We start from the raw sequence: 18057 nt of genomic DNA on the forward strand, positions 1-18057 counted from the left end.
TCCACTCCTTATTTTTTAGTTGCGTCCATTAACCACACAAAATCATTCATCTGTTCAAATTGTACATCAAATCCTGCTTTTTCAAAGGACTTCGTCAACACAGGAATCGTTGTGTAGTACTCGCGTTCCAAGTCGTCAGCCACGTTGTTAAAACCACGTTCACGTTCTTTTAATATCTGTGATTGTTTAGCTTCTTCTGATGTGAAAACGGTATCTGCAAATACAACTTTACCACCAACTGGCAATATATTAGCATATGTTGATAAAGCTTTTTCTTTCTCATTATCTTTTAAATGGTGAAATACATACGAACTAACAAACGTATCAACCTTTTGTGGTGCCTCAAAATCTAATAAATCGCCGTCAATAAGAACTAAGTTAGGAAAACGCTTCGCTGTTACAGCGCGCATTGCATCGTTTGGTTCGATTCCAATAACTTTATGTCCCTCATCTATTAACTTCGCCGTTAAGTTGCCAGTTCCTGTTCCAAATTCAACAACCGTACCAAAAGACTTGTTGGCAACACCAGAAAGTATTTCTTCATATTTTTCAAATACATCACGATATTCAGGATCTTGTCCTGACACTGATGCATCATAAGAATCTACCCAATCATCAAAAATTTCTACGAATTCACGCCCCATAGTAAATTCTCCTTTTTATTCATATATTATTCCTACCTGAATACTCGGTATTAGGTTAACAGACTTATTTATAACATATTTAGATTGTTATATCTACTCTTACACTCAAAAAAACCTGTGCAAAGTGCGCCCGGTCATTTTAAGAAGAGTAACCATAGTAGCCTGTTGATTTCCGCTACGATGGACGCATTTCGCGGGCATGGCTTCAGTCTCCTCGTCACTGCGTTCCTGCGGGGTCTTCAGCTCATGCTATTCCCGCTGAAGTCGCCACCTCCGCTTCAATCAACTAATATAGATGGCAACTACGATTATAGGTTAGTTCTATCTCTAGCTTATCTTAAAATCATTTACTCGTGTCTTCGCAAGAAGCAATTGATAGATTTTCTTGTGGGTTACTACTCACTTCATGGATTGTAGTGGAAGGCGGCGACTCGGACGGGATCAGCGGGACAGGTGAGACCCCGCTGATTGCGAAGCGACCGAGGAGGCTCACCGCCCGCCCCGCGGAAAGCGTCCGCCTAAAACGGAAATCAACAATATTAATGAATCTAATTGTTCCCAAAACACCTGAAACACTGGATTTATGAAACTATAATTAAATTCTTATCTTTCAAAAAAACCCCTTTCGGATTTGCCGAAAAGGGTCTTGATTTTATATTTTTATAGCTTCCCATTCTTCTCGTAAAATCCCCATTCGAATGGAATCATAATAAACACCTTCGTAGAAGCGAACTTTGCGGATGCGAGCCTCCATCGTCATGCCGAGCTTTTCACCGACCCGAATCATTCGATCATTTCCAGACCAGGTTGTATATCCAACTCTTACGAGGGGCATGGTTTTAAACAATCGATTCATCCATTGTTTAATCGCCTCGGTACCATAACCTCCGCTCCAGTATTTAGGTTTAAATATGACAATTCCCATTTCAAGCCACAAAGAAGGTTCATGTTCCCAGTAGTAAGAGACCATACCAACGAGTTCTTGATTTATTTCAATCGCATACATATGTTCTTTTCGAAGGTATCGATCTTTATTTGAAAGGAAATTTTCTAGTGTCTGCGGTTTGTATGGATAATACGGTGCATCCCACTTCTTCCATTCGGGCTTCTCTTCTTTCGCACTCATTTCCCAAAGTTCGTATAAATCGTCTTCATAAAAAGGTCGCAAATGGACCTGCGATGATAAATCCTTCAAGTACTTTCACCTCATAAATACTGTTTAAACCAACCAGTAATTTGTTCAAGTCGTGCATAGCGTAGATTCGGATAGCCAGTTCGCGATAAGTTATGATCCGCATCTGGGAAACGGACAAAGCCTGTCTCTTTCTTCATTTGTTTTAAGGTAATGTACAGTTGTTCTGCCTGTTCAATCGGACAACGGAAATCTTTTTCACTATGCAAGATGAGCAATGGTGTTTCAATATGTTGAGCGTATTTCAAAGGTGAATGATTCCACAGTTTATCTACGTCTGTCATATCTGCCCCAATTTGCCATTCATTAAAATAATAGCCGATATCTGATACACCAAAGAAACTCACCCAGTTTGAAATCGAACGTTGAGTGACTGCAGCTTTAAATCGATTTGAATGACCAACAATCCAGTTAGTCATAAAGCCACCATAACTCCCCCCGGTTACACCTAGACGATTTTCATCAATCCAGTCATGATCGGATAGCACTGAGTCAACAGCTGCCATGATATCTTCATAATCACCACCACCGTAATCGCCACGCACTGCGTCGACAAATTGTTGGCTGTAGCCGTGACTTCCACGAGGATTAATATATAGAACCCCGTATCCTTGTGCAGATAACAATTGAAGCTCATGGAAAAACGTATTGGCAAACATCGCGTGTGGACCGCCATGAATCTCCACAATCAAGGGATATTTTTGTCCTTCAACAAAGCCTGCTGGTTTCATTAACCAGCCGTGCACAGCCCACTGTTGAGCCCCTAGGAACATAATCGCTTGTGGTTGAACAAGTTCAACTTCACATTCAAATGCTTCATTAAATGACGTTAATGTTTGGCGTTCACCAGTAGCGATAGTTTGAATATAAAGCTCACCGATTTTCGTTGAATTTGAAACAGTGACGAGTGCAAACTCACCAGACTTCGCCACATCATAGCCGTATACGTGTTCATCTTCAGCAGTGGCAGGATACATCTCACCTTCTAAAGAAGCTGCATATAAACGAACGTCACCCATAGTAGACACTTGGAAATACAAGAGATTATCTTCCGTCCAGACTACACTTGGTGCATCTGCTCCTTGTTGACTGTCTGCAACGACATAATCTCCTACCGGTGCATCGATGCCTTCCGTCAAAATTTCACGAGCGCCTGACTCGAGGTCATAAATATACAATTCCGTATGCGTAGCATTTTTATAAGCAGAATCACTTCCCACAAACGCCAGTTTTTTATCATCAAATGAAAACGCCACACCACCAAAGTAACCATCTTCGTCAATTATTATGTTTTCTTCTTTCGATTTAATATCAACCAAATACAAAACTTGTCGGAATTCAAAATCAAGATTTTCAGAACGATTCACACTGAACACGATTTTCGTTCCATTGTGAGAAATCGCCTGTAAAGCATACACATGATTTCCTTGTGTAAATTGTGTCACTTCCTCAGTTTCAAGGTCTATAACACCAATATGTTTATACGTGTCGTTAGGAAGTAGACCTGCTCCGTCCATTTTATATTTCATTTTATTTACGATATAAGGTTCAGGATTTTTCTTTTCTTCTTTGTCTAGGTCTGGCTCATCTGTAAAGTTCTTTCCTTCTTTTAAAGGAGCCAAAAACCAAATTTTCTTTCCACATGGAGACCATAAGAAACTGCTAACACCTTTTTCAAACGAAGTAACTTTTCGTGCTTCTCCACCTGTTGTGGATAAAACATATAATTGGTTTTTGTCATCACGCGTAGAAAGAAACGCCAGCTGAGTGCCATCTTGTGAATAGCTTGGACAAGAAATTTTCTCCTTACCATGTGTCCACTGAGTCAATTTCTTTGATTCCAAATCTACATGCCATAAATTGGCTTGATATGTATTGTCTTTATCATTAATTTTTGTTTGTACAAAAACTGCTTCTTTTTGGTTGGGTGCTAGTGTAGGTTGAGTAACCGAAACCAACTTATTTAAATCTTCAATTGTTAATTTACGTTTTGTCATGATAATTCCTCCCAATGTTGCCGTATATTATCTATTTCGACAATCGTAAGAGTTTTCCTTTAATTATGAAGCATAAATTTTCCATCCATAAATAATTTCATGTTGAAAAGATGAAATAAAACGGAGAATGATTGTATTTTCTGGAAATGGGTAATAATGAAGAAACTACTTGCGGGAGGGATTCTTATGTGTCCACTTGAACTACCAAAATTCACAAAATCCTATTGGAGAAAAGAACGATCTAATAAAACGTATCCAGCTTTAACAGAAAATCTTACAACAGATGTTTGTATTATTGGAGCTGGCATTGCTGGGGTCACAGCTGCCTACGTGCTCGCAAAAGCAGGTGTGACTGTTAAAGTTATAGAAGGAAGTAAAATCGTCAGTGGTACTACTGGATTTACTACCGCTAAAATAACAGCTCAGCATGGCGTTATTTATGATGAATTAATACAGACATTCAGTAAAAATGAAGCACGTCAATACTTTGATGCAAACGAAAAGGCACGAGAGCAAATCAAAAAATGGGTCGATTCACTTGCTATCGATTGTGATTATGAAGAACGTCACGCGGTTCTCTATGCACAAACTCCTCAAGGGGTTGAACAATTACATACGGAGAAAGCAGCATATGACCAATTAAAGATTCCCGGAGAACTGTCAACATCTAAAAATGAACTCCCTTTTCCAGTTAGCGAAACATTAACTCTACCTAATCAAGCTCAATTTCATCCAGTCAAATATATTAACGCTTTAGTTAAAGAGGCACAGAAACTGGGTGTAATTTTTTACGAAGATACCCGCGCCAAATCACTTAGAGAAGATAACGATGTCGTTCTCATCGAAACGATGGAAGGACATATTATTAAGGCCAATCAAGCATTAGTAACAAGTCACTTTCCTTTTAACGATAAAGAAGGGTTTTATTTTTCACGATTGTCCCCGCAACGGTCCTATGCAGTTTGTGTAAAGGTTCCAAGTGAGCAAATGAATGGGATGTACATTAATGTAGAAAAGCCTAGCCGCTCCATTCGTACAGCTAAAGGAGACAAAGGCGAAAGCTATGTGATTGTTGGTGGAGAAGGTCATAAAACAGGACAACATGACGATGATTCTCATGACGTATCTACCACTCAACGTTATGAAACATTAACTCAATTTGCCAAACAACACTTCCAAGTTGAAACGATCGATACGCATTGGTCAGCACAAGATTATGAGACACTTGACCGCCTTCCCTATATTGGAGAAATGTCTAGTGGTTCGTCACATGTATTTTTAGCAACTGGTTTTTCAAAATGGGGTATGACAAATGGGACTGCTGCCGGTTTACTACTTGCTGATCTTGCACAAAATAAATTCAATCCATATAAAGACTTATACTCACCCACTCGATCAAAAATGAAAAAAGAAGACGCTAAACATTTTGCGAAAATGAACGCCAATGTAGCAAAAGAATTAGTGACCGGTAAATTCGACCGACCAAAAGATTCAGTGGAAGATATAAAAAATGACGAAGGACGCATTGTCATGATTGATAACCATAAGACAGGTGCATATAAAGATAAGAACGGTAAACTTCACTTAGTTAAACCAACTTGTACGCATTTAGGTTGTGACGTTCACTGGAACGATGGAGAACGATCGTGGGATTGCCCATGTCACGGTTCACGTTTCTCTTATACAGGTGATGTGTTAGAAGGTCCTGCCGTAAAACCTTTGGAAAAAAAATAATTGTTTATTATTAAGCCAACCTCCTTTGGTAAATTGAGGGGTTGGCTTTTTTCCTATTTAAAAGCTAAAATATATATAAATGCCTTTATTTCGCTATAAAAAAATCAGTACATATCCGATTAAAATATCACAATATGTATATCTTAAAGTTATTGGAGAAGATTATGAATCTATTTACACCTAATACAACTGCTCGTTTAAGTGTCTATATTTTAATCTTGTGCATAACTTGCGCAAGTTTTTTTGTCTTTCCAACTACTTTCAGTGAGTTATATGAACCGTTTCGTCCTAGTCATGCTTCTATGCATTTACTCATTGAAATGGTATCCATTTTCATATCCATGAGCATCGCTATACATGGTTGGATTACGTACAAAGAAAGAGAAAATCAGTTCCCTATATTCCTTGCCGCAGCTTTCTTTTCAGTTGGCATTATCGATACGATCCATTCTTTGACCTTTCTTGGGATGCCATTATTCTTTATTGAAAGTACAACCATGACTTCTACGTGGTTTTGGATAGTTGCTCGATTAACAGAAAGTATTGCTTTAACGGTAGTTTTTTTCATCCCTGCGATAATTAAGAAAATTAATCGTAACGTCGCTTTTACGACTACGATAATCTATACATTATTGATAATTTCTGTGGTCTTCATTTTCCACCAGCAATTACCTTTACTCAATGTTGATGGCGCACCTACACTTTTCAAAAACTTACTTGAATTAATCACTGTCATGCTTCATATCACAGTTGTATTTTATTGTTTGAGAAATACGGAAAAATTTGATGATTTTGTTATTCGTAATTTGTATGTCATTGGCTCATTTTCCATAGCCTTGTCCTCTATCTTTTTTGTCCAATATAAATCAGTAGATGCCTATCTCAACATGGCCGGACATTTATTTAAAATCATCGGATATTTAATGTTTTTCAGTGTTTTGTACACAGTTAGCGTAAAAGCCCCCTATCAAAAAATCACTCGCTTACATGATCGTAATCGAATGATGTTTAATATGCTAGAGCTTGGTATTATCGAAACTGATTCTAAAGGGGCTATCCAATATGTTAATATTTCAGCAAAAGAATTATTAGACCTGCCTTCTTTATCAGATAACACTTTATTGATAAGTCAATTTGAAAGTAAAGCAACTATGGGTGAAATTTATGAAGAAATCACATCCTACAAAGGGGAAAAAATACCTGTAGAGATTGATCGTTTTCCTTTAATTGAAAACAAGCAAATTATTGGATACTTTTATACATTACGAGACTTACGCGAAGCGATAGAAAATGAACGTTTGGCGAAAGAGAAATTAGTAACTGATTTTGAAATTGAAACAGCGGCTACTGTCCAAAAAGATTTCTTTTCCAATATCTCATCTGGCGAACAAATTGGCTTTGTCTCTTTCCCTTTCAAACGGTTAAATGGGGATTTTTATAACACCATCAAACAGGGTAGTAAAACGATGGTGACTATTGCGGATATAAGCGGAAAAGGGATTCCAGCTGCAGTTCAAACTTCGTTAATGATTGGCGCAATTGAACACGTAAATTTACATCAAGAAACCCCAGATCAGTTTGTTCAATTCATTAATCGTATGTTTTCCAAATACAGCAAGTCAGAGCACTTTATGACCATGTTCACGTTGATTTATGATGAAGAAACAAATGTGCTGCAATATTGTTCCGCAGGACATGAGCCTTCCCTGCTTTACCATTCAAAAGAAGACAAATTCACTCTTCTCGAAACAAAGGGCGCGGCAATTGGTTTTTTTGCAAATGCCAGGTATGAAACAAAAACAATTGAGCTCATTGAAGGGGATATTGTTGTTCTCTACACGGACGGATTGATTGAGGACCGAAAGCAGCTTGAGGACGATTTGTTAAAAGACTTAATGGACACTATTCGTAATTCGGATTTATCATTACCAGCTGATACCCTTTCAAAACAGTTCATTTCCGAAGTGGAAAAACAACGCCTAGGAAACATACACGATGATCGAACAGTTATCGTATTAAAAGCATAGAAAAAGTCCACACTGGCAAGTAGCTTAAGAATAAAAGCTACTTGTTTTTTATGTTTTATTTTTAAAAGATGCGGGTAAATTTAGAAATATGTGATAATTTTCAATATTTTCAATTGAGTATTGCCACGGAGAAAAGCAATTGATGAACTATTATTGAGGAGGATGATGTATGAAGGCAGTTACATTTCAAGGAACGAAAGATATCCAAGTTAAAGAAGTTCCAGATCCCCTACTTGAAAAACGAGATGATATTATCGTCCGAATTACTTCAACAGCAATTTGCGGTTCAGATCTCCACATTTATCAAGGTGCACTTCCAGCTAGAAAAGATTATGTGATTGGACATGAGCCAATGGGTATTGTCGAAGAAGTGGGCTCAGAAGTGACAAAAGTAAAAAAAGGAGATCGAGTCGTCCTTCCTTTCAATGTTTCTTGCGGGGATTGCTACTATTGTAACCACGAGATGGAAAGCCAATGTGATAATTCTAACGACAATCCAAAAGTGGATACTGGCGGATACTTTGGTTTTACTGAACGTTATGGAGACTACTCTGGAGGACAAGCAGAGTTTTTACGGGTGCCATATGGAAATTTCATGCCCTTCGTAATCCCAGAATCGTGTGAACTCGAAGATGAATCACTTCTCTTTATGTCTGACGTATTACCGACTGCATACTGGAGTGTTGAAAATTCGGGAATGAAGGCTGGAGATACTGTGGCAGTGTTAGGGTCGGGTCCAATTGGGTTGATGGTTCAGAAATTTGCATGGATGAAAGGTGCAAAACGGGTAATCGCAGTTGACCATTTGCCTTATCGCTTAAAACATGCGATTAAAATGAACAATGTTGAAGTGTTCAATTTCGATGACTATAAAGATATGGGTGGCCATATTAAAGAAATAACCCATGGAGGTGTTGACGTTGTTATTGATTGCGTCGGCATGGATGGTAAAAAAACCATGGTAGAAAAAGTAGAACAGAAGCTTAAATTGCAAGGAGGTACACTGAGTGCGATTGACATCGCTTTGAATTCGGTACGAAAATTCGGAACAATTCAAATGACAGGTGTATATGGCTCTTTATATAACATGTTCCCTCTCGGTAATATATTCGAACGGAATGTAACGTTAAAAATGGGGCAAGCACCTGTCATCCATTACATGCCGCTGCTTTTCGATAAAATCACCAAGGGTGAATTCGACCCAACTGAAATTATTACACATACCGTTCCACTCGCTAGAGCAAGTGAGGCATACCAATTATTTAACGATCATGAAGATGAAAGTATTAAGTTTGTGTTGAAGCCTTAAAAAAATTCTCTTTAGCATAAAAGATGCTAAAGAGAATTTTTTGTTTTATTGTTAAAAGCGAATCCCGTCTGTGTTCATATGCTTTTTGACTTCTATGACACTTTCACCAAGTATAGGTAGTAAAGAAGTTACGGTATAAATCAAAAACATCACAAAAAAAGTTAAGGCAATAAAGTGTATAGGCTTATTCACAATTCTTTGCATTCGTAAAAGCATCCAATCAATTGTAAATTCCATAAACTCTTGTGTACCATTTTTCATGACGAACCACCCTTCTTTATTTCGACCTTTTTTATTCGTTTCATTCTATAGTTTTATTCTACATGAAATAAACGTCGAAAAATGTCGAAAAAGTTGGGAATGTTTTCACATTTAAACCATAATAATCGTGTTTATATGAAATAAATTTCTTGCTAATACTTTTGTTTAAAGTTTTTTCAACGTATAGTAGGATAAAGATTAGAATTGTTAAATTTTGTAGTGACTAAGGAGACATCGCCCATGAATAATTTTGGACACGTCATTAAACTTGAGCGAATCAGAAATAATATGAAGCAAATAACACTAGCTCAGGGAATATGTACGCCTTCTTATCTAAGTAAAATCGAAAATAATTCAATTGTTCCAAGTCAAGAAGTGATTGATTTATTATTAAACCGACTTGAACTTTCCATTACACAAAACAAAAATTTAGATGATGAAAGTTACCTTAAACATATTAAAGAAATCTATTTCAATGCAGTTATGAACAAAGACCGAGAACTAGTAGCCCAGCAACTAAAGGAAATTAATAATGAACGCTATATGTTCAGTGATTCAACCAACTATTATACATATCAACTTATGGTTTTAAGACTAACGCTAATCGTGCAAGATATCCAAAATGATACAAGCGAATTAATTATGGCCCTTTCTGAGCTTTCAAGTAATTTTAATGACTACCAGATGTTTTTATTTCATTCAAATGTTGGTAGCTATTATTCATTTATGTTGGACTTTAATTCGACTCTGCAAGCTTATGAAAAAGCAATTGAGTATTTTAAACGAATTAATATTGAAAAATGGGAAGAAGCCGATTTTCAGTATTTATTAGGCCATTGTTATTTAACACAACAACAATGGGTAATTTCAATTGAATATATTCTAAAATCACTCGAATTTTTCAAAAGTGGATTTTATAATGCACGCGTCGTTGAATGTTATTTAATTTTGTCAATTGCTCAAGATCATTCATATCAATATGAAGAAGCATACCAAAATTTGTTGCTTGCTCAAAAGATAGCTTCTCAACTCAATTTGGTTGAGAATTTCCCTATAATTAAACAAAACTTAGGGAGTTCTGCAACTAGAAAAGGCCTCACAGATGTAGCGATTCAATATTATTTGGAAAGCCTTGAGGCCAGAAAAGATCCTGTCGAGAAGTTGCTTCCTATATATTCTCTTGTAAAGGAATATTCTAAACTAAAGAATTCCGAAGAAATAATGAAATGGTCTACTCTTGGACTATCCTTAATTAATGATTGTTCAAATGCAAGCACTCAAACATTTTCTCATCATTTCAATGTTTATTTAGCAAGAGAAAAAAACCCAAACTTATTTGAAAAAGTAACTATCGATGCATATAATTATTTCAAAGAAATTAAAGATTATCGTCATTCACATAAATACTCCCTCTTACTAGGAAATTTTTATCAAGAACTGAACAAATACAAGAATGCAGCAAAATACTTTTCATATTCAAATGAGAACATGTTTAAAAAGCAGAAAATATCTTATTGGGAAGATTTATAATGCAAAAAGCCTGTAACTATTTCCCGAGGTCGGGGGAAATAGTTACAGGCTTTTCTGTATATGTCATAGACATTGGCGAAGATGTCTCTGAACGCGATGATTAACTTGCTGTCGTATAAACTAAACAACCATGTTCATAGTCAATATAATAACTGTTAATTTTCTTCGAAGGACAAAGAGATTCTGCATTCTTTTGTTTATTGACAGTACGTTTGTTAACCTTCGAAATAATAAATCCTTCTTCTTCTATATCCACTAACAATATGTCGCCGACCTTCATATCATGCTTTAAATCATCCATTGGAACCACTAAAACATTTGATTCACTAGGGAATTCTAAAAGAACTGCTAAATCTTCTTCAAATCGATCCAATTTGTACATTCTTCCTGTAAACATAGTGAACAGCTCCCTTTTAAATGATGTTTTTGCTTGTAGAAAGTTATTAATTGCTAAATATTCTTAATAAACGTAGAATTTGAAGAGATATTAAATGATTTACTAGTTACAATATAATCATAATTCGTTAAGATAGAATTAGGAAGAAAAACAGGTTGGGAAACTTTTTTCCAAAACATGCGTTTTTTTATAGGTATTCCTATAATGTTTCCCAACCTCATGTAGTAGATATTACTCAATTACTCTAGTAGTATAAAAGGTGGATATATGAATAATATTGGTTTGCTCATCAAAATGGCACGTATCCAACAGAATATGAAGCAAGTGAGTCTAGCCAAAGGCATCTGTTCAACATCCTACTTAAGTAAGATTGAGAATAACCAAACTATACCTAGTGAGGATGTACTACAACTTCTTTTGGAAAGACTGGAATTAGATTACGAAGATCTTTCGACTGAACAAGAATTGAAGTTTCTATCAGAACTTTATTTGCTCTACAAAGAAGCAATCATTGAAAGAAATAAAAGCGAGATAACAGAAAGGCTAACTACATATAATAAAAGAAATTTTCTTTTTGTTGATGAAAGTAACTTTTTTACGTATAATCTCTATTTATTTCGACTATCATTAATTACAGAAGCTGATGTTAACAAAGTAAAAAATCTGATGAATGCATTAGATCAAATGCAAGAGAAGTTCGATGAAAGACAACATTTTATATTCAACAAAAATTGCGGCTTCTATTATTACCTAGTAAGAGATTATAAGCTTTCACTAAGTTATTTTGAATCAGCGCTTGAATATGTAACTAACTTTCATCTTCAAGAATGGGAATTTGCAGACTTTTACCATGCACTGAGTATGTCGTATCTTTCTAATAATCACCTTTTAAACACAATCGAGTATTCCACTAAATCTTTAAAGTTTTATAAAGATAATTTAATATTCAACAGAGCTATTGATTGCTATATTGTCATTGGAATAGCTTATAAACTAAATTTAAATTTTAAAAACGCAGAAGAAAGCTTTTTATTGGCTAAGAAAATTGTCATAAACTTTAAATTGAGTGAATATACTGAGATTATCAATCACAATTTAGGCTCCTTATTCGCTATTCAAGGTCAATCAAAAATAGCAATTGAATATTTTAAAGAAAGTCTCAAAAACTCTTCTGGAGACGAGAATTATCTTTTAACCATCTATTCTATTGCCAAAGAATATTCCAAACAAAATGATGACTTGATGGTATTACAATGGACGAATACTGGTCTTGAGTACATTTCTAAACTTTTAGATAACGACTATTTATCCTATTTTTATCACTTTAATATTTATAAATTGTTACACAATAAAGATTTAGAATTTGAAAGTATCTTAGTAAATGCAATTGACTATTTTGAAAGTAATAATGAATTTCATTATGTTTATAAATATTCAATATTATTAGGTAATAAGTATTCAGAAATTAGAAAATATAAAAATTCTACTCTTTATTTACAAAAAGCAATAAGCTTTTCATATAAAATAAAATCAATTAATTACTGGGAGGATTTATAATGAAGAAAAAATTATTAGCAATTTTATTAGTAACAGTATTTGTTGGAGGTTTTGCTCAACCGTCTCAATCTAATGCAGCCGAAATGCTTCCAAGAATCACAAGTATTCAACCTGGTACAGCTACACTAAGTAGCTAATTAAAAAGCAGAAACGACTTGATTCAATTCAAGTCATTTCTGCTTTTTTTATTATTTAATTTGTCTTTTAGATACTCCTTCAGAGAGTGAGTGTTCTATTTGGTTAAGTTTATCTTTACGTCTTTTCATTGAAATGAACATAAAGATTAGTAGCCCTATGATGATCAGAGGAATTATGAAAATAATAATAGTGAAAATGACATCACCTAGATTCAATTTGGTTCACTCCCTTCCCACGAATTCTTTATATGTATATAGTACGCATTTGCTCATGTTTCAGTTTCATGAAAGCCCACAATTTAATTAATCTTACCTCAACCTATTACCCAACAAGAGCTCACGGATAAACTTGTGGTTGAAGAAAGCAACGAAACGCAATGATTGAATTGTACCATCGTCAAAAGCCACCCATTTACAGTGTGGCTTTTATTTTGTTTTCATAAAGAGATTGTTTTACAACTTTTAAAAATGCTTCTACTTCTTCGACTGTTGTATGTTGGTTAAAGGAAATACGGACAAATTTTCTTGCCTCGTCACTTTCATAGCCAATTGCACTCATGGCAGACATTGCCTCTCCAAATCCGATTTTACAAGCAGTACCAGTAGAGATGGCAATTTGATGGCGATTACATTCAAGCATCATCCATTGCCCTTCCACATGAGGCATAATGAGTCCTAAAATAAAGGGAGACTTCATGGATTGACGCCCAACCAATTGAACATTTAGTGGTAAGTTCTCTAACACAAATTTTTGCAATAGCAATGCCTGTTGAAAAGCTTCTGGTTGATCAGCTAGTGCATATTTGGCAGCAATTGTTGCCGCTACTATCGCAGGAACATCGACTGTACCAGCTCGAAAGCCATGTTGGTGTGTGGTGCCTTCATATACTGATTCCCAGTGTATAGAAGGGTTTATATAAACGATTCCTACTCCTTTTGGTCCCCCTATTTTATGCGCTGAACACACAACAGATGTTACACCTAATTCAGTCACATTTAGTGGAATTTTCCCAAACCCTTGAACGATATCACAATGAATCGGAACGTCATATTGCTTTGCATAATTGGCACAGGCTTTAACAGGTTGAATGGCACCCATTTCCGAGTTGACTAGTTGCATGACGACTAAAGCAGTTTCATGACTTACAGTTTGTTCAAATGCCTGGATATCTATAACTCCAAAAATATTTACTGGAATGTAATGAATACGATAACCTTCTTTTTCTAATTCGTGCATCGTGGTTAATACAGAGGCATGTTCTAATTTCGTCGTTACGATGTCCTTGAACTCCGGTGGTCTTCCTCGTAATAGCGATCTAATCGTTAATTGATTTCCTTCTGACGCATTTGCTGTAAAGTAAATGCCTTCTTCCCGTCCATTTAAAAAACGTGCCCACATTTGTCTACATGAAGCTACGTAATCAGCTGCCGTGGAGCCAGCATCATGCAAACTTTGGGTGTTTCCAAATGCTGATGTAGCAGCTTCAATATAAGCATCCAGCGCTTCTTTTCTCATGGGTGATGTAGCTGCGGAATCTAAGTAAATCATCGTCTCTTCACCAAATTCCTTTCAAAAAATGATTTTCTTCTTGTAATCACTGTATCTTTATGTCATTAATAGTGTCAAGACACTTGTAAACTTTCAGTAAAGTTGGTGTAAAGAATGTTTGATATTTGCATTATTGGTGGTGGTGTTGCAGGGTTGATGCTAGCTCATTCTCTCCCCTCTTCCATGTCAATTGCCATCCTCACAAAAGAAGATCCTTTCACGAGTAATACTGCGCTTGCTCAAGGTGGAATTGCAGCTTCTTTAGCTCCCTTTGACTCACCTTCGACACATGCCGTTGACACGATGCTTGCCACTGCTAATCATGCACACTCCGAACGAGTCGACATCCTTGTTCAAGAAGGGAAAGTGCTTGTCGAGAAACTAATGTCACAAGGACTCCCTTTTGACGCAACAATAATTGGTATTCCAGATTTAGGTCAAGAAGCCGCACACACCCAAAGAAGAATTTTACATGCAGGCGGCGATCAAACTGGAAAGATGCTAATGCAGTATCTGCTTAAACATACGCAAGAAAAAGTAACCAGACTCCCTTTTCATTCCGTATTACAATTACAACTCTATGAAGGTCGTTGCACAGGAGTCTTAGTAAGTGATAAACATGGGAGCAGACATATTATAAATGCGCGACATGTTGTTCTAGCTACTGGTGGGATTGGTCACCTTTTCAACCAAACATCTAATTCATCTGTTGCCACTGGCGACGGTTTATCGCTTGCCTATCATGCTGGTGCCGTTTTAGAGGATTTGGAATTTGTTCAATTTCACCCTACTATTTTTACATTGAATGGAAAATCATGTGGTCTTATTTCCGAGGCTGTTAGAGGTGAAGGTGCTTTTCTTGTGAATCAAGACGGTGAACGAGTGATGAAAGATGTTCACCCCTTACTTGAGTTAGCACCACGGGACATTGTGGCTCGAGTTATAGAGTGGCATTGGCAAAAGAATGACCCCGTATTTTTAGATGCACGCCATATCTATCGCTTTGATGAAAAATTTCCATCCATTTTCGCAAATTGCTTAAGTCATGGTGTAAACCCTCTTCATGAATTATTACCTGTTCGCCCTGGTGCCCATTTTCACATGGGCGGTGTAAAAACGAATGATGTCGGAGAAACATCTGTGTCTCAGTTGTATGCGATTGGTGAAGTTGCTTCAACTGGTGTACATGGTGCAAATCGGTTAGCCAGTAACTCATTATTAGAAGGGCTTGTATTTGCACATAGATTAGCTAAAAGATTAGAAGAAAACGTGATTCGTCCAAGTACTAAACATTCCATACAGGTTGATGCGAAGTTGTTGAATCAGGTCAATAGAAGTGACATGAAATTGCGGATGACGGAACAAGTTGGAATTATACGGACGGGGACTGGATTACATACATTTGTAAACGATTTCCCGCTTCATCCGTTAAATCTTTCTGAATATACGAATCAAGAAATACAATATATCCACCGTTATACAGCGAGCAGTTTGATCGCAACATCCGCTTTTCTTCGAACTGAAAGCAGAGGCGGTCACTATCGTCATGATTACCCGACCTCTACAGACGAATGGACAGGAAAAGTAATTGAACAATCCATCCACGGGGTGTCGATTAGTACGCGCAAAATTGAACGTAAGGAGACTGTAAAATGAACCGCTTGAAAGTAGAAAAAGCGTTAAAACATTTCTTAATTGAAGATATAGGAGACCGTGACGTGTCTTCCGTCCTCTTCAAAGAAACGGATCTAGGCGAAGCAATTGTACGTTTTAAAGAAGATGGAGTAATTGCTGGTTTACACTGTTTCAAATGGGGTTACGGATTACTAGACGAAGGCGTGAAAGTTGAATTATTAAAATCAGATGGGGATTATGTAAAGTCTGGTGAAGCTGTAGTCCGTTTATCCGGTCCAGTCGCTTCATTACTTTCAGGAGAGCGTGTGTTGTTAAATTTGATGCAACGGATGAGTGCTATTGCCACATTAACAGCAAAATGCGTAGAAACTTTAGGGTCTTCCCATACTCGTATCGTAGATACACGAAAAACTACACCTGGTCTTCGAATGTTTGAAAAATATGCGGTGCGCACTGGTGGTGGTTTCAACCATCGCATTGGCTTATACGACGCGGTAATGTTAAAAGATAATCATATTGCTGCGGCAGGATCCATTACACAGGCTGTTGAAAAAGTTAGAGCTTCACTAGGTCATATGGTAATGATTGAAGTCGAAGTCGAAACAGAACATCAATTACAAGAAGCGATTGCCGCACAACCCCATGTCATTATGTTTGATAATCAGACACCTGAAACAATGACGCACTGGGCAAAGCTAGTCCCTTCTTCTATTCGAACAGAAGCTTCAGGCGGAATAGATTTAAGAAAATTAGCGGCTTATCGAGATACAGGTGTGGATGTTATTTCCATCGGAGCTTTAACACATAGTGTTTCAAATATAGATATTAGTATGAATTTGTCTGTTTCAAGCAAGGAGGCTGTGTTCGTATGACATCTTTATTAGAAGAATTACAACTAGCTGATGCGATTCCCGCTCACTATTTAAATGCATCTACGGAAGAACTTCATCAACGTGCCCTAAACGCGAAAAAGCTTCTCGGTGAGAGATTGTATATTCTTGGACACCATTATCAAAAAGATGAAGTGATTACATATGCAGACGTTACGGGGGACTCTTTACAACTATCTCAAATCGCCTCAAAACAAACTGCAGATTACATTATTTTTTGTGGTGTTCATTTTATGGCAGAAACTGCTGACATTTTAACGACTCCAAATCAAGCAGTCATTCTTCCAGATATGCGTGCAGGTTGTTCAATGGCTGATATGGCGAATATTGATCAAACCGAACGTGCTTGGATTGAGTTACAAAAACACTTTGGAGACACAATCGTCCCGTTAACTTATGTCAATTCGACCGCAGCCATTAAAGCTTTTGTTGGCCGCAATGGTGGTGCAACTGTTACCTCTTCCAACGCAGAGGAAATGGTTGAATGGGCATTGACACAAAAACAACGAATGCTCTTTTTACCAGATCAACATTTAGGTCGGAACACGGCAGTTAAGCTAGGTATTCCTTTAGAGCAAATGGCTATTTGGGACCCGATTAAACAAAAGCTTGAACTTCAATGTGCTCTAGAAGATGTCCGTGTGATTTTATGGAAGGGTCATTGTTCTGTACACATGAATTTCTTACCAAAACACGTAGAGAATTTACGTGACAAAGAACCGGACCGCCAAATTCTTGTGCATCCTGAATGCACGTATGAAGTCGTCAATGCCTCTGATTTTGCAGGCTCGACGAAATACATTATTGATATGATTGCCGCGTCAGAAGTTGGCTCAAAGTGGGCAATTGGTACAGAAATGAATTTAGTTAATCGTCTAATCGCTACCTATCCGGATCGTGATATCGTATCCTTGAACCCATTTATGTGTCCTTGTCTAACGATGAACCGAATAGACTTGCCCCATTTAACTTGGGCACTAGAAGAACTTGTTGAAGGTCGTGTTATCAATCAAATTGTAGTCGATGACAAAACCTCAGTAGAAGCGAAAATGGCTTTGGAGAAAATGTTATAAGTAAAGGACCATTTCACATTAGTGGAATGGTTTTTTGTTTGGAGTTTCAGGTTAATTTTCGGAAGATAATTAGGAGGATTTTGGATAGTTGCAACCAAATTTGAAAAGTTGCAACGAAACCGAGA

General features: G+C 36.8%; 15 protein-coding genes. 9 read left to right on the top strand and 6 right to left on the bottom strand.

The features are described from left to right. Positions 1-8 precede the first annotated feature (8 nt). From WBG45_RS16120 to WBG45_RS16130, 3 genes are all read right to left on the bottom strand, one after another. Positions 9-644 (bottom strand): class I SAM-dependent methyltransferase, encoded by a 636-nt coding sequence (locus WBG45_RS16120; protein ID WP_424416104.1) that lies wholly within the window; start codon positions 642-644, stop codon positions 9-11. Positions 645-1296: 652 nt separating this feature from the next. Then, entirely contained in the window at positions 1297-1839 is a 543-nt protein-coding gene (locus WBG45_RS16125) for a GNAT family N-acetyltransferase (RefSeq protein ID WP_424416105.1), read from the bottom strand. Between the two features lie 11 nt (positions 1840-1850). After that, positions 1851-3833: a S9 family peptidase gene (locus WBG45_RS16130; protein WP_424416106.1), complete on the bottom strand. Its 1983-nt coding sequence runs from the start codon at positions 3831-3833 to the stop codon at positions 1851-1853. Positions 3834-3989: 156 nt separating this feature from the next. Here WBG45_RS16130 and WBG45_RS16135 point away from each other — a divergent pair, with 156 nt between their 5' ends. The 3 genes from WBG45_RS16135 to WBG45_RS16145 all read left to right on the top strand — a co-directional run bounded on the left by WBG45_RS16135 (position 3990) and on the right by WBG45_RS16145 (position 8903). Next, on the top strand, positions 3990-5567 hold the full coding sequence (locus WBG45_RS16135; protein WP_424416107.1) for an FAD-dependent oxidoreductase: 1578 nt from the start codon (positions 3990-3992) through the stop codon (positions 5565-5567). Between the two features lie 164 nt (positions 5568-5731). After that, on the top strand, positions 5732-7594 hold the full coding sequence (locus WBG45_RS16140; protein ID WP_424416108.1) for a SpoIIE family protein phosphatase: 1863 nt from the start codon (positions 5732-5734) through the stop codon (positions 7592-7594). A gap of 169 nt (positions 7595-7763) precedes the next feature. Next, complete coding sequence (locus WBG45_RS16145) at positions 7764-8903, top strand: zinc-dependent alcohol dehydrogenase (RefSeq protein ID WP_424416109.1); 1140 nt, start codon at positions 7764-7766, stop codon at positions 8901-8903. 51 nt (positions 8904-8954) lie between these two features. Here the strand turns inward: WBG45_RS16145 and WBG45_RS16150 are convergent, their stop codons facing one another. Then, positions 8955-9164, bottom strand: coding sequence for a hypothetical protein (locus tag WBG45_RS16150; RefSeq protein WP_424416110.1), 210 nt, complete (start codon positions 9162-9164; stop codon positions 8955-8957). Positions 9165-9404: 240 nt separating this feature from the next. On the opposite strand from WBG45_RS16150, the gene WBG45_RS16155 reads away from it, so the two are divergent. Further along, positions 9405-10694, top strand: coding sequence for a helix-turn-helix domain-containing protein (locus tag WBG45_RS16155; protein WP_424416111.1), 1290 nt, complete (start codon positions 9405-9407; stop codon positions 10692-10694). Between the two features lie 100 nt (positions 10695-10794). Here WBG45_RS16155 and WBG45_RS16160 read toward each other — a convergent pair whose 3' ends face one another. After that, positions 10795-11091 carry a DUF3006 domain-containing protein gene (locus WBG45_RS16160; RefSeq protein ID WP_424416112.1) on the bottom strand — a complete coding sequence of 99 codons (297 nt, stop codon included), beginning with the start codon at positions 11089-11091 and terminating at the stop codon, positions 10795-10797. A gap of 267 nt (positions 11092-11358) precedes the next feature. Between WBG45_RS16160 and WBG45_RS16165 the strand changes: the two genes are divergently transcribed. Together WBG45_RS16165 and WBG45_RS16170 are read left to right on the top strand one after the other, a co-directional pair. Further along, positions 11359-12648 (top strand): helix-turn-helix domain-containing protein, encoded by a 1290-nt coding sequence (locus WBG45_RS16165; protein ID WP_424416113.1) that lies wholly within the window; start codon positions 11359-11361, stop codon positions 12646-12648. Then, positions 12648-12785: a hypothetical protein gene (locus tag WBG45_RS16170; protein WP_155979631.1), complete on the top strand. Its 138-nt coding sequence runs from the start codon at positions 12648-12650 to the stop codon at positions 12783-12785. Before WBG45_RS16165 ends, WBG45_RS16170 begins: the two co-directional genes overlap by 1 nt. Positions 12786-13197: 412 nt before the next feature. Here the strand turns inward: WBG45_RS16170 and WBG45_RS16175 are convergent, their stop codons facing one another. Continuing rightward, positions 13198-14334 carry an IscS subfamily cysteine desulfurase gene (locus tag WBG45_RS16175; protein WP_424416114.1) on the bottom strand — a complete coding sequence of 379 codons (1137 nt, stop codon included), beginning with the start codon at positions 14332-14334 and terminating at the stop codon, positions 13198-13200. Between the two features lie 114 nt (positions 14335-14448). Here WBG45_RS16175 and nadB point away from each other — a divergent pair, with 114 nt between their 5' ends. Genes nadB through nadA form a run of 3 tightly spaced genes read left to right on the top strand, consistent with a single transcriptional unit; the run spans position 14449 to position 17932 of the window. Next, complete coding sequence (nadB, locus tag WBG45_RS16180) at positions 14449-15990, top strand: L-aspartate oxidase (RefSeq protein ID WP_424416115.1); 1542 nt, start codon at positions 14449-14451, stop codon at positions 15988-15990. After that, entirely contained in the window at positions 15987-16841 is an 855-nt protein-coding gene (nadC, locus tag WBG45_RS16185) for a carboxylating nicotinate-nucleotide diphosphorylase (protein WP_424416116.1), read from the top strand. The genes nadB and nadC overlap by 4 nt, the downstream gene beginning before the upstream one ends. Then, a complete protein-coding gene (gene nadA, locus WBG45_RS16190) occupies positions 16838-17932 on the top strand; it encodes a quinolinate synthase NadA (RefSeq protein WP_424416117.1) in 1095 nt (364 codons plus the stop codon). The genes nadC and nadA overlap by 4 nt, the downstream gene beginning before the upstream one ends. Positions 17933-18057 lie beyond the last annotated feature (125 nt).

The sequence above is a fragment of the Paenisporosarcina sp. genome, assembly GCF_049671445.1.
Classification (GTDB): domain Bacteria; phylum Bacillota; class Bacilli; order Bacillales_A; family Planococcaceae; genus Paenisporosarcina.